The sequence below is a fragment of the Posidoniimonas polymericola genome, assembly GCF_007859935.1.
In the GTDB taxonomy this organism is placed as follows: domain Bacteria; phylum Planctomycetota; class Planctomycetia; order Pirellulales; family Lacipirellulaceae; genus Posidoniimonas; species Posidoniimonas polymericola.
In genome coordinates, this window is the sequence record NZ_SJPO01000010.1 from 94,214 (window position 1) to 107,351 (window position 13,138).

11 protein-coding genes are annotated in these 13,138 nt (G+C 67.8%); 6 read left to right on the forward strand and 5 right to left on the reverse strand.

Annotated elements, in window-relative coordinates; translation table 11 throughout:
• The first annotated feature begins 193 nt into the window (after positions 1 to 193).
• The 3 genes from carB to Pla123a_RS18940 all read left to right on the forward strand — a co-directional run bounded on the left by carB (position 194) and on the right by Pla123a_RS18940 (position 5,350).
• Positions 194 to 3,475: a carbamoyl-phosphate synthase large subunit gene (gene carB / locus Pla123a_RS18930; protein ID WP_146589883.1), complete on the forward strand. Its 3,282-nt coding sequence runs from the start codon at positions 194 to 196 to the stop codon at positions 3,473 to 3,475.
• 283 nt (positions 3,476 to 3,758) lie between these two features.
• Complete coding sequence (locus tag Pla123a_RS18935; protein WP_146589885.1) at positions 3,759 to 4,532, forward strand: hypothetical protein; 774 nt, start codon at positions 3,759 to 3,761, stop codon at positions 4,530 to 4,532.
• A 179-nt stretch (positions 4,533 to 4,711) separates the two neighbouring features.
• A complete protein-coding gene (locus Pla123a_RS18940; protein WP_146589887.1) occupies positions 4,712 to 5,350 on the forward strand; it encodes a hypothetical protein in 639 nt (212 codons plus the stop codon).
• Between the two features lie 63 nt (positions 5,351 to 5,413).
• Here the strand turns inward: Pla123a_RS18940 and floA are convergent, their stop codons facing one another.
• The 3 genes from floA to Pla123a_RS18955 form a co-directional block, all read right to left on the reverse strand.
• The gene (floA, locus tag Pla123a_RS18945; protein WP_146589889.1) at positions 5,414 to 6,403 is read right to left on the reverse strand and encodes a flotillin-like protein FloA; all 990 of its coding nucleotides are present in this window, start codon (positions 6,401 to 6,403) and stop codon (positions 5,414 to 5,416) included.
• Positions 6,404 to 6,538: 135 nt separating this feature from the next.
• Positions 6,539 to 7,327 (reverse strand): class I SAM-dependent methyltransferase, encoded by a 789-nt coding sequence (locus Pla123a_RS18950; RefSeq protein ID WP_197528110.1) that lies wholly within the window; start codon positions 7,325 to 7,327, stop codon positions 6,539 to 6,541.
• Positions 7,328 to 7,379: 52 nt separating this feature from the next.
• Positions 7,380 to 8,054 carry a hypothetical protein gene (locus tag Pla123a_RS18955; RefSeq protein ID WP_146589893.1) on the reverse strand — a complete coding sequence of 225 codons (675 nt, stop codon included), beginning with the start codon at positions 8,052 to 8,054 and terminating at the stop codon, positions 7,380 to 7,382.
• A 153-nt stretch (positions 8,055 to 8,207) separates the two neighbouring features.
• Between Pla123a_RS18955 and Pla123a_RS18960 the strand changes: the two genes are divergently transcribed.
• Together Pla123a_RS18960 and Pla123a_RS18965 are read left to right on the forward strand one after the other, a co-directional pair.
• Positions 8,208 to 9,425, forward strand: a complete 1,218-nt coding sequence (locus tag Pla123a_RS18960; protein ID WP_146589895.1) for a BaiN/RdsA family NAD(P)/FAD-dependent oxidoreductase — start codon at positions 8,208 to 8,210, stop codon at positions 9,423 to 9,425.
• A gap of 90 nt (positions 9,426 to 9,515) precedes the next feature.
• A complete protein-coding gene (locus Pla123a_RS18965; RefSeq protein ID WP_146589897.1) occupies positions 9,516 to 10,304 on the forward strand; it encodes a 3-keto-disaccharide hydrolase in 789 nt (262 codons plus the stop codon).
• A gap of 68 nt (positions 10,305 to 10,372) precedes the next feature.
• On the opposite strand, the gene Pla123a_RS18970 is transcribed toward Pla123a_RS18965, so the two are convergent.
• Positions 10,373 to 10,744, reverse strand: a complete 372-nt coding sequence (locus Pla123a_RS18970) for a hypothetical protein (protein WP_146589899.1) — start codon at positions 10,742 to 10,744, stop codon at positions 10,373 to 10,375.
• Positions 10,745 to 11,218: 474 nt separating this feature from the next.
• Between Pla123a_RS18970 and Pla123a_RS18975 the strand changes: the two genes are divergently transcribed.
• On the forward strand, positions 11,219 to 11,755 hold the full coding sequence (locus Pla123a_RS18975; protein ID WP_146589901.1) for a superoxide dismutase [Ni]: 537 nt from the start codon (positions 11,219 to 11,221) through the stop codon (positions 11,753 to 11,755).
• A 353-nt stretch (positions 11,756 to 12,108) separates the two neighbouring features.
• Here the strand turns inward: Pla123a_RS18975 and Pla123a_RS18980 are convergent, their stop codons facing one another.
• Positions 12,109 to 13,056: an IS5 family transposase gene (locus Pla123a_RS18980; protein ID WP_146589903.1), complete on the reverse strand. Its 948-nt coding sequence runs from the start codon at positions 13,054 to 13,056 to the stop codon at positions 12,109 to 12,111.
• Positions 13,057 to 13,138 lie beyond the last annotated feature (82 nt).

A 13,138-nucleotide genomic window follows, 5' to 3' on the forward strand; every position in this document is an offset into this window, starting at 1 on the left:
GCCCGTTGGTGAAGGATTCCCGCGTGGCGGGCGAAGCGGGCATGGCCCTTGCTAAGGAGGGCAAATTCCTTACCCCGGTAGCCGGTTGTCGACCCGCCCATCGGCGTGATAACTTGGAGCGATTTTACCCGCTCCAGCGGAGGGTCCCTGGGAAGCGTCCCCCCTCTGCCATCCGCCTTCCCCACTGCCGACCGTGCCACGACGCGACGATATCCACAAGATTCTGCTCCTGGGCAGCGGCCCGATTGTCATTGGTCAGGCCTGCGAGTTCGACTATTCCGGCACCCAGGCGTGCAAGGCGCTCCGCGAGGAGGGCTACGAGGTCGTGCTGGTCAACTCGAACCCGGCCACGATCATGACCGACCCGGCGACGGCCGACCGCACCTACATCGAGCCGCTCACCTGGCCGATCGTCGAGAAGATCATCGAGAAGGAGAAACCGGACGCCCTGCTGCCGACCCTCGGCGGGCAGACCGCGCTGAACCTGGCGATGGAGCTCGACCACCACGGCGTGCTCGAGAAGCACGGCGTGGAGATGATCGCGGCCAACGCCGACGTGATCGACAAGGCCGAGAACCGCGAGCGGTTCAAGGCCGCCATGGACAAGCTCGGCCTGGGCGTGTGCAAGGGCAAGACGGTCCAGACCCTCGAGGCGGCCCGCGAGTGGATCGAGCACATCAGCCTGCCGGCTATCATCCGGCCGAGCTTCACAATGGGCGGCTCGGGCGGCGGCATCGCCTACAACCGCCAGGAGTTCGATCAGATGGTCCGCCGCGGGCTGGACCTGTCGCCGACCACCGAGGTGCTGATCGAGGAGTCGATCCTCGGCTGGAAAGAGTTCGAGATGGAGGTGATGCGCGACGCGGACGACAACGTTGTGATCATCTGCGCGATCGAGAACTTCGACGCCATGGGGATCCACACCGGCGACTCAATTACCGTGGCGCCAGCCCAGACGCTCACCGACAAAGAGTATCAGCGGATGCGCGACGCGTCGCTGGCGGTGATCAGGGAGATCGGCGTCGAGACCGGCGGCTCCAACATCCAGTTCGCGATCAACCCCGAGGACGGGCGGATGATCGTGATCGAGATGAACCCCCGCGTGAGCCGCTCGAGCGCGTTGGCGAGCAAGGCGACCGGCTTCCCGATCGCCAAGATCGCCGCCAAGCTGGCGGTCGGCTACCGGCTGCACGAGCTCCCTAACGACATCACCCGCGAGACCACCGCCTGCTTCGAGCCGACGATCGACTACGTCGTGACGAAGATCCCGCGGTTCGCGTTCGAGAAGTTCCCCGACGCCAACGACAAGCTCACCACGCAGATGAAGAGCGTCGGCGAGACCATGGCCATCGGCAGCACGTTCAAGGAGAGCTTCCAGAAGGCGTTGCGGGGGCTGGAGGTCGGCGCGTTCGGCTTCGGCTGCGACCAGTCGGACCTGTGGTACGGACCCAACGGCGAGCCGGGCGAGGAGCGCCCCGACGAGGAGGAGATCCGGGCGCAGTTGGCCTCGGCCGGCCCCGACCGCATCTGGCACGTCCGCTACGCGTTCAAGCTCGGGCTGTCGGTTTCCGAGGTGTTCGAGATCACCGGCATCGACCCCTGGTTCCTCGACAACCTGCACGAGATCGTTGAGACCGAGGACGCGCTGCGCGAGTTGGTCGCCGAAGGTGGGTTCTCCTGGGACGCCATTTCCGACGCGCAGCTCCGCACGGCCAAGCGGTTCGGCTTCTCCGACCGCCAGCTCTCTACCATCTTTGGCCGCAGCGAGCTGGAGGTGCGGGCCGAGCGGATCAAGCGGGGCATCCAGACCGCGTTCAAGTCGGTCGACACCTGCGCGGCCGAGTTCGAGGCCTACACCCCGTACTTCTATTCGACCTACGAGGACGAGGACGAGACCCCGCCCAAGGCCGCCGGCGCGAAGCGGATCATGATCCTCGGCGGCGGCCCCAACCGGATCGGCCAGGGCATCGAGTTCGACTACTGCTGCTGCCACGCCAGCTTCGCGCTGCGTGAGCTGGGCATCGAGTCGATCATGGTCAACTCGAACCCCGAGACCGTCAGCACCGACTACGACACCTCGGACCTGTTGTTCTTCGAGCCGCTGACGGTCGAGGACGTGCTGAACATCTGCGACCGCGTGCAGCCGGACGGCGTGATCGTGCAGTTCGGCGGCCAGACCCCGCTCAACCTGGCGCGGGCGCTCGAGGAGTCGGGCGTGCCGATCATCGGCACCAGCGTCAGCGCGATCGAGGACGCCGAGGACCGCGAGAAGTTCGCCGCGCTGCTCGAGCGGCTCGGCCTGCGGCAGCCGGCCAACGGCATCGCCCGCACGATGGACGAGGCCCGCCGCATCGCCGGCGAAATCGGCTTCCCGGTGCTGGTGCGTCCGAGCTTTGTGCTCGGCGGCCGCGCGATGGAGATCTGCTACGACAACGCCCAGCTAGAGAAGTTTGTCGCCGTGGCGTTCATCGCGGCCCAGGGCCAGCCGGTGCTGATCGACAAGTTCCTGGAGGGCGCCACGGAGGTGGACGTCGACGCCATCGCCGACGGCGAGACGGTCGTCGTGCCCGGCATCATGGAGCACATCGAGGAGGCCGGCGTGCACTCGGGCGACTCGGCCTGCTCGATCCCGGCCTACAGCCTGCCGGGGCCGGTGCTGGCCGAGATCCGCGAGGCGACCGTTGCGCTCGCGATGGAGCTCGGCGTGAAGGGCCTGATGAACGTGCAGTACGCCGTGCGTTGGGAAGACGAGAAGCCGGTCCTCTACGTGATCGAGGTAAACCCCCGTGCGAGCCGCACGGTGCCGTTCGTCGCCAAGGCGACCGGCCTGCCGGCGGCCAAGGTTGCCGCCAAGGTGATGGCCGGCGTCAGCCTCAAAGAGCAGGGCGTCACCGAAGACCCGATCCCGGCGCACGTCTCGGTGAAGGAAGCGGTGTTCCCGTTCAACAAGTTTCAGGGGGTCGACATCGTGCTGGGCCCCGAGATGCGGAGCACAGGCGAGGTGATGGGCATCAGCCCACGGTTCAGCCTGGCGTTCGCCAAGAGCCAGCTCGCGGCGGGGACCGTGCTGCCCGAGTCGGGCAACATCTTCCTGAGCGTCGCGCCGCGTCACAAGCCGGCGGCGGTCGAGATCGGCAAGCGGCTGGCGGCCATCGGGTTCTCGATCCTCTGCACCCCGGGGACGGGCAAGGCCCTCCGCGAGGCGGGCATCGAGTGCCAGGAGGTGAAGAAGATCCAGCAGGGCCACCCGAACCTGCTCGACTACCTGGCCGACGAGAACGTCGCGCTGGTGATGAACACGCCGATCGGCAAGGGCGCCCGGACCGACGAGGGGCGCATCCGCGCCGCCGCGGTCGCGGCCGGCGTGCCGTGCCTGACCACGCTCGAGGCGTGCGAGGCGGCCACCCAGGCGATGGAGGCCCTGCGGGTCGAGGAGATGCAGGTCGAGAGCCTGCAAGAGCGGTTCAACCTGTAGGGCGCAAGACGCGAGTCGAAAACGGGGACTGGCTCGAAGCGTCGAGTGGGCCGGAACCCGGGCATCGGCAGGCCGCGCCGTGCCTGTCCCCGTTTTCGACGGACCATCGAATCACACTGTCCACCGGCGCCCCGCTTGAAAGGGGGACAGGCACGCGACCGCCGCCGCGCTTGCCCTAAGGCGAGGCCGTGCTCGGCGGTCGAGAGCCAGTCCCCGTTTCAAGCTCCCTCGGCGCTGTCATGATTAGCGGGTGAGTCGTCCTAATACTCGGAGAACCCCGGTGATGGCGGCAGAGAGCCCGTTCGACGACCACGACGAAAGTCAGTTCGTCGAGGACTGCCTGACGGAGTCTGCGTTGCCGCCGCTGCGGATCGGCCACCTGCTGCTGTGGACCGCGGTGGCGTCGGTGGTGTTCGCAGTCGTGTTCTCTTACCAGCGAACTTCCGACCAGATCGACGATCCCCGGTCGGCGCTCACGCTGATGTGGTACTTGCCGGCGAGCGCCGAGTTGTCGGCGCTGCTGGTGGTGCTGCTAGCGCGGCGGGCGGGGGTGCGAGATTGGCAGCCGGGGCACGGCCTGCTGCTGCTTAGCGGGCTCGAGGTGCTCGCCCAGCTTGTGCTGTTCGCGGTGTTTGCCGCTGCGGGTGAGGCGTCCTACTGGGTGCACTCAGTCTACCAACTGTTCCGTTTCGTGCTCGTGCTATCGGTCGGGGCGACGCTCGCCTGGCGGACGCCGGGGCGCTGGCGTTGGGTGTTCGTTTGGGCGGCGGCAGAACCGATCGCGAGGTTCTTCTCCCGACTACTGATTTACTCCTTCGTCGGCTACCAATCGGGGTACCACGGCATGGTGGCGGTTGTGTACTGCTCCATGCTGCTGCCGCAATTGGTCGCCGCTGGTTTGGTGACCGTCGGCATGCTCGGCGACCGCCGTGAGGGGAAACGCCGCCACTGGACCCACTGGATCGGTGTGGCGGGTGTCTACCTGTTTATCGTGCTGATGTTGGTCACGCTGACGGCGGTTATGTTGGGGCCCGCACCCACTGCTGGCGACCCCTGACGCACGCACGGGCGGCACGGAGTCCGGTTAGCCGGTTTAGGCGAGTCACGCCGATTAGGCCCTGCGGCGAGCGGTTTCGGTTGGCCCGGGGCGGGGTCTAGTGCTATCCTGAAGCATGCGACGCAGCCGCTCCGCGGCCCTGGTAAAGCCCACGCTCTCTAACCCGTTCTCCTGCGCCGATGCCGACCTCTTCCTACCCGCAACCAAACCGCCTGCCGGCCCGGACTCTGCTGACGGCGATTGCCGTGGCCGTACTAAGCGGCTGCGAAACCGAAAGCAAGCCTCCCGCGCCCGTGGAGCCGCCGCGTCCGGAGGCCGAGGTCAAGTTCGACCACATCTACGACGACATCGACCGGATTGTGGGCACGGAGGACAGTTCGGCCCACGATCCTGGCCCCGCCGGGGGCGCCAACACCGAGTGGAGCCACGGCGTCGAGCGGAAATTGGTGAAGCCGACCTCCGAGGACGAGAACTACCGCGGCACGATTACCATCACACGTCGCTACACGGTGACCATGTTCACCCACAACCGCGACCGCGACAAGGAAGACGAGAAGTCCCAGGACGACCGCGGCCGCGATGCTGCTGATAGCGGCGACGGGTCGGACAACGAATTCGAGATCCAGTTTGGTCAGCCGATGACCGACAAGGCGGCGCCGATCAGCAGCAGCTCGCCCATCAAGACCCGCGACGGCGAAGACGTCAAGGACTTCGAGCTCGAGTACATCGACGGCTCGTGGCGGCTGCTCACCAAGCCCGACCCCGAGACCGAGTCTGCTATCCAGGCGGCGTTCGAGTACGCCCTGCGGCGCCAGTAGGGGTAGGTGACCCTTGGGCCGCGGTGACCCTTCAGCGGCAGGCGGCCCTGCGCGGTCGCACGCCTAGCCGGCGCCGTTCCGCGAGGTCTCGAGCGTGCCCCGCTTGAACGCCTCGGCCATGGCCATCGGCACCTCGGCCTGAGCCAGCAGCACGCCGGCCCGGTTGGCCGCGACGTCGGCCTTCATCTCTTGCTCGCGGGCGATGGCGTCCGCGCGACGCTGCTCGGCAAACGCCTGAGCCTTGCGGGTGTCGGCCTCGGCCTGGTCGGCCTGCAGCCGGGCCCCGATGTTCTCGCCGATGTCGATGTCGGCGATATCGATCGAGACAATCTCAAACGCCGTGTGCGCGTCGAGGCCCCGCTCGAGCACCGCCTTGGAGATCCGGTCGGGGTTCTCCATCACCGCCTGGTGGTCCTGAGCCGAGCCGATCGCGGTGATGATGCCCTCGCCGACGCGGGCGATGATGGTCTCTTCGGTGGCCCCGCCGATCAGCTGCTTGAGGTTGGTGCGGACGGTCACCCGCGCGCGGATCTTGAGTTCGACGCCGCTCTTGGCGACCGCGCTGAGCGTGGTCCTGGGCGACTTCTCGGGGTCGGGGCAGTCGATCACCTTCGGGTAGACGCTCGTCTTGACGGCGTCGAGCACGTCGCGGCCGGCCAGGTCGATGGCCGCGGCGCGGTCGAAGTCGAGGTCGATGTCGGCGCGGTGTGCGGCGATCAACGCGTTGATCACCCGCGGCACGTTGCCGCCGGCCAGGTAGTGGGCCTCGAGCCGGCGGGTGGTGATGCCGGTCGCGGGGTCGCTGCCGACGCCGGCCTGGGTCGCCATGATCCGGGCGTCGACGATCGTCCGGGCGTGGACCTGGCGGAGGCTCATGAAGACCAAGTCGAACGGGTTCATCCACACATTGGACGACCATGCTTGCAGCCACAGCTTGCCGTAGCTGAAGATGAAGATGGCCAGTCCGATCAGCAGGACCACCACTATGAAGGTGACGGCCAGCGGGAGGAGGTCCCGGAGATTTTCAATCTGGGCGAGAATCGGTGCGATCATCGGGCGTCCGTAGAGATTAGGCGTTCTTCCTGCAGCTTGATGATAGTCGATTGCGACCGGTGGGAGAAGCTTCGCCCAGCGGGCCCCGCCTGCCCAGGCCCCGTCGCGGCCGGTCGGCGGCCCGTCAGCGCCCCGTCACCGCTCGACCACGACGATCCAGCCGTTGGCCCGCAGCGCCCGGGCAAACCAGGGGTGGGGCAGCGCGTGCCGGCGGCGGACCTCCAGCGGGATCCAGCGGCGGACGGCCAGTTCGGCGGTGCGGAGGTCGGCGCGGAGCTCGCGCTCGCGGAAGACGTGCAGGTAGAAATTGGGCACGCCGCGGTAGGGGAAGTACTTGTCGCCCAGGTCCCAGTCGCCGCCCCGCGCGCGGGGCGAGGCGGCCGCCGCCAGGCTGCGGGCGACCCACCACGGGCCGCCGGGGTCCCAGAGGTTGAACCAGAAGTTGTGCACGTGCAGCACCAGCCGCCCGCCCGGCCGCAGGACACGCCGCATGTGGGCCAGCGCCCGGCGCCGCATCTTCCGCTGGCGGATCATCCCCAGCGTGCTGAACAGGCACATCGCGTAGTCGACGCTCTGATCGGCCACCGCGTCGAGCTCGGTCAGGTTGGCCTGCAGGCACTCGACCGGCAGGCGTTCGAGCTCCGCCTTCTCGCGGACGACGTCGAGCATGTTCTGCGAGAGGTCGATCGCGAGGCCGCGGTGCCCCTCCCGCACGAGCGGCAGCAGCGCCCGGCCGGTGCCGCAGCCGAGGTCCGCGACCGTGCCGGGGCGGGAGAACTCCTCACGCAGCACCGCCTCTTCAAACTCGAACAGCGGGTTGAGGGCGTGGTAGTCGTCGTAGTCCTGCGCAACCGCGACCGACTGCGCGTAGTCCCACACGCCGCGCGGCACGCCAGGGGGCAGCTTCCATTCGGGCAGGCTCATGCCCGGTAGCATAGGGCCGCCGGGGCACTCTCGTCAGGGGCCGACCGGACCGTCATCGCCCGCTGCTGCGGACGTCGCGGATGTAGTCGAGGACCTCGAGCGTGTCGAGGTAGTTGACGATCTGCAGCGACCGGAGCGGCGACCCCACGGGGCTGTAGGTCGGGTTGTTGAACGGCCGCTGCGCCGAGAGCGGCTGCACGTAGTTGGGGTATCGCCCCGCGACGCCAGTGCGCGGGACGCGGGACGGCGTTTTCAACGACGCGGCCTCGGCGACCGACTGCCGGCGGACCGCTGAGAAGCGTTGGTTCTCTACCGCGGTCTGCTGGTGCTGACGCAGGAACTGCTGCAGCCACGCCCGGAGCTCTTCTGCGGAGAGCTTTGACAGTCGGTCTAGGTAGGCCTGCTCGACCTCGGGGGGCGACTGCCGCGAGGTGCGGAAGTACTCCTGCAGCCAAGCCAGGGCGAACTGCATCGGGGGGCTCTGCCAAACCGCCTGCCGCTCGGCGTCGTCGGCCGGAATGGGAGCGGGGCGCTGGGCGTTGTTGGGCGGGACTGCTTGCTCGCCCTCAGCCGGGGGCCCGGCGGCGGGCGCTTGGTTCGCCACGGGGACCGGGTTCGCCACGGGGACCGGGGCCTCGCCGTGGGCGACAACCCCCAGGGCGGCGAGCCAGACCAGGGCCGCCAGCGTGATTTCGAACGGCGAGACGCACATCGCGGCGGTACGCATAACAGGGCGACGGATTGGAGGGCGTGTGTCCATGTCCAGTGTACCACGTTGCTGGGGGGCGGGGCCAACAACCGGCGGCCGGCCCTACGCTTCTGGTACGCGGCTCGCGCCTGGACGTTACAGACTGGTCCGTCGGACGCTACGATTGTCGGCATGAATGAAAAGTGGGAGGTCGTTGTAATTGGCGCCGGCGCGGCCGGCATGTTCGCCGCTTGGCGGGCAGCTGCCCGGGGCCGGCGCGTGCTGCTGCTCGAGAAAAATCGCAAGGCGGGCGTCAAGATCCTGATGTCGGGCGGCACCCGCTGCAACCTGACCCACGCCGCCACCGCCCGCGACATGGCCGCCGCGTTCGGCCGCCAGGGCGAACGCTTCCTCCACGCCCCGTTTGCCTGTCTGGGCCCGGAGGACGTGGTCGACCTGTTCCACTCCTGGGGCGTGCCGACCAAGGTCGAGGAGACGGGCAAGGTCTTCCCGGTCAGCAACCGGGCGCTCGACGTCGCCCGGGCGTGCATCGCGGCGGTGCAGAATGCCGGCGCGGTGATGTCGCTCGGCGAGCCGGTCGAGCAGCTTGTCCGGGTCGGCGACGACTACGAGATCACGACCCCGGCCCGCACGGTCACGACGCCCCGCGTGGTGCTGTCGAGCGGCGGCCGCTCCTGGCCAGGCTGCGGCACGACTGGCGACGGCTACGCCTGGGCCAAGCAGTTGGGGCACAAGATTGTCCCCACGCGGCCCGCGCTCGCGCCGCTGACCAGCACCGCGACGTGGCTCCACGAGCTGCAGGGCGTCACGCTGAGCGACGTCCGCTTGAGCGCGGTCGAGCCCGGCGCGAAGCCGGCCGACACCCGCCGCGGCTCGCTGCTGTTCACGCACTTCGGGCTCTCGGGCCCGGTCGCGATGGACCTCAGCCGGGCGATCACCGAGCGCCCGGCCGCCGACTGGTCGGCCGTGTTCGACTTCACGCCGGACGTGGTTGAGGAGCAGCTCCGGGAGCGGCTGCGGAGCGGCGGCAAGAACGTGCTGGCGGTGCTGACCGAACTGCTGCCGCGGAGCGTCGTCGAGCAGCTGCTCGCCATCGCCGGCGTCCCGCCCGACCAGCGGACCGCAGAGCTCGGCAAGGCCGCGACCGGCAGGATTGTCGACGCGGTGAAGCGGGGCAGGGCGCCGCTCTCCGGGACGCTCGGTTTCAAGAAGGCCGAGGTGACCGCCGGCGGGGTCTCGCTCAAGGAAGTCGCGTCCCGCGACATGCAGAGCCGGGTCTCGCCCGGGTTGTACCTGGCGGGCGAGGTGCTCGACCTCGACGGGCCGATCGGCGGGTACAACTTCCAGTCCGCCTTCGCCACCGGCTACCTGGCGGGCGAGTCGGTCTGAGCAGACCGTGCGATTGGCTTTGTGGGGTCGACTGCGGCTATACTTGGGGGCCGAACGACAAACTCCCACTCCTCAAGAGATCTTCGCATCATGCCCGCACGCCTGCTCCTCGCGGCCGGAATCTGCCTGGCCACGCTCGCCCCGATCGCAACGCCCACACTCAACGCCGAGGAGTGGCGGCAGCTGTTCAACGGCCAGGACCTGACCGGCTGGACCCCCAAGATCCGTGGGCACGAGGCGGGCGAGAACTTCGCCGACACCTTCCGTGTCGAGGACGGCCTGCTGAAGGTGCGGTTCGATCAGTACGAGGGCCGCTACCGCGGGCGCTACGGGCACCTGTTCCACAAGGACTCGTTCAGCAACTACCGCATCCGCGTCGAGTGCCGCTCGGTCGGCGAGCAGCCCGAGGGGAGCCCGGGCTGGGCCGAGCGGAACAACGGCCTGATGCTGCATTGCCAGTCGCCCGAGTCGATGGTGCTGGATCAGGAGTTCCCGGCGTCGCTCGAGGTGCAGATCCTGGCCGGCCGCGACGACGGCCAGCCCCGCTCGACCGCCAACCTCTGCACGCCCGGGACCACGGTCTTTCTCGAAGGCAAGCTGTTCACGCCGCACTGCACGAACTCGTCGAGCAAGACCGTGCCGCACGGCGAGTGGATGACGATCGAGGCCGAGGTCCGCGGCGACTCGATCAAGCACTTTGTCGACGGCGAGCAGGTGATGGCGTACACCCGGCCGCAGCTCGACCCGAACGACGCCGACGCCAAGCGGTTGTTGGACGGCGGCGCCGAGCGAGACCTTACCGGCGGCTACATCTCGATCCAGTCGGAGAGCGCGCCCTACGACTTCCGCAAGATCGAGATTTTGGAGCTGCAGCCCTAGTCGGTCGTCCCTGGACTCAGCTCTAGCGCCCCCAAGCTCCGGGTCCCTGAGCTCCGGGTCCCCAGACGCTAGCGTGTGCCGACCGCGGCATCCAGGGCGACGAAACCACCGCCCTGCAGGGGCTTCTGACCGGCCCAGGAGCCACCGCCACGCCAGGATGTGAAGTCCTCGAAGCTGGGGGGCGCTGAGCCGTAGTGGGTCAACTCGTCGACTTGGATCACGCTGATGTCCCGCCCGCCGGCAAAGAACTCGTCAGGGAACGTCACGGCGTTGACATCGCTGGCTGCTGGGAAGGCCTGGTAGGGCTCCAGCAGCGGCGGCACGCCCGCGGCTGGCGAGCAGCAGCCGATTTCGGTGAAGTGACTCCCGGAGACACAGTTGGCCGCCAGTCGCGAGACATTGGCGCCGTGGGCGGTGAGTTCACCTGGCTCGAATTGCACGGCGGGCGGTGGCGCCGGTTGGGGGTCCGCCCCCGCGGTTGCAGGCAGGCCGGGCGTGGGCCTCGCGTTAGTGGGCCTGGTATCGGCGGAATAGTGCACGGCCACGGCGCCGCGTCGCGGTGCAGAGGCGGTCCGGTTGGGGCTAACGAATTGCTGGGCGGCGCACTCGACAGTCGCGGCGGCAGAAAACAGCAAGCAAGCGGCGCTCAGCGAGCGCCGCATCGCGCGGGCAAACATGGGCAGATTGTGCGAGGGGGTCGCGTAGGTGGGGGGAGGATCGCCTGTCACTCCGCGACGCAATGTATCGTTTGCGGGGTTAATTGCAACAATGGCCCTGCATAACCTCCGAAGATTGCGGCATGCAGTGATGCGAATTGCCGTAGGGTGGTCGGGGCCGTAGAGTATGTTTCAGGCGTCGGACCTGATCTGGCGCCTTCCGAAGTTTCGTCACAGTCACTAACCCACAAGGCAACTATGAAGTCCATTCTCAGTGCTGTCGCACTCGCCGCCGTGCTCGTCGTCCCGCAGATCGCCGCCGCGCACTGCCAGGTCCCCTGCGGCATCTACGGCGACCAGCGCCGCTTCGACGAGATGCTCGAGGACACCGAGACTATCGCCAAGGCGATCACCCAGATCGGCGAGCTCTCGGGCACGCACGACGCCACCGGCCACAACCAGCTGTCGCGGTGGGTCGCCACAAAGGAGGCGCACGCCTCGAACATCCAAGAGATCATCGGCCAGTACTTCCTCGCCCAGCGGATCAAGAGCGACAACCCGAAGTACGTCGAGCAGCTCAAGGCGGCCCACGGCGTGATCGTGGCCGCGATGAAGACCAAGCAGGCCGCCGACCCGAAGACCGCGACCGACCTCGAGGCGGCCATCAAGGACCTGTACCGCGCCTACGAGGGCAAGGAGCCGGTCGCCGAAGCGAAGCCCGCCACGCCCGCCAAGACCGTCGCGGCGACCGTGTCGGTGCACAGCCACGATGGCGAGCCCGCGCACAGCCACTAAGCTGCTAGCGCACTGTCAACAATGCAAGACGCCCCGCCGGTCTGGTTTCGGCGGGGCGTTTTTGTTTGGGTGGGCCGCACTCGCAGGCGTTCGCTTCAATTCGTTAACATCCGGCTGCAGGAGGGCTCTCCGAGCCCGATACCGCTGGCAAGGTTAGAGCGAAATCGGCCTCAGAGAGGCCTCCTACAGGTTGCCCTCAGGGGGGCGTCCCCTCAGCAACTTCCGGCGTCTGAATGTATCCAGGGCTCTCCGAGCCCTGACTAGCGAGCCGCCTGGCGTGGGAGGGATTGAACGCGGGGCTCGGCCCACCAATTTGCTGGTTCGGAGAACCAGCGATACATTCTGCCGCCTGCCTATCCGCCGCGAGGTGAAAAAGGTGTCAGACAGGCTCTGTCGAAAACCCGTCGCGTTAAAAGGATCATGATGTTGTGCGCGAGGGCCATCAAGCGTAGTTCTCGGTGTTGTCGGCGGACGCTGCGTGCGGGGACGTGGGCTCCCTGACGGCGTTTGATCATCGACATGACGGTCTCAACTTGGGAGCGGCGCCGGTAGGCGTCGCGTTGGAACCGCACCTGCATCAGCCGGCGGTAGCGGCCCCTGGCCGGCTTGTCGGTCGGCCGGCCGTGCTTGGCGGGGATGACGGTGCGGACGCCGCAAGCCTCGCGGGCGTGGCGGTGGTTGGCCTCGGAGTCGTAACCGGCGTCGGCGAGGATCGACGTCATGCCGACCCGCCTGCGGGCGTCGTCTAGCAGCGGGCGGAAGTCGGCCACATCGGGGTGAGGTCCGCGGGAGGTCTCAAACGCCAGGATGAAGTGGGTGTCGACATTGCAGATGACACTCAGCTTGGGAAAGCGGTGGTAGACCACCGTTTTCCAGGGGCTGGAGACTGCCGCCCGGCGCCTCACGAAGTACGCGCTGGCGGACGTGCACTCGAGCCCGGTGGAGTCGATCGCGGCCAGCGGCACGCGTCGGCGTCTGCCCAGGTGGCTGCAGACCGTGGCGTCCAGCAACCGTCGCGCCAGCGGCTTGAGCAGCAGCCGGTCGGCGGCCTTCTGCAGCGTGGTGTAGTGCGGGACCTTCTCCAGTTCGATCGCCGACCGCAGATCGCTGCTGTCACGCAGGCACGCCTCAACACCGCGGTAGTCGGTCTTGAGGAACTTCTTCAGCACCAGGCACGCGAACAGCTGGTGCTGCGTAAACTTCTTCGGGCTGCATCGGTGCGAGTACGCCGGCAATGCGTCCTGCGCCACCCGCCACGCCGCGTTCAGCACCGCTATCGGGGACTTGCTCGTCGTCGCCATGCACTCTCTACGAATGCTTGCGGCGGCGTTGTTTAGCTAGCAAGATGGGGTTTTCGACAGAGCATTCCTGACACCTTTGTTT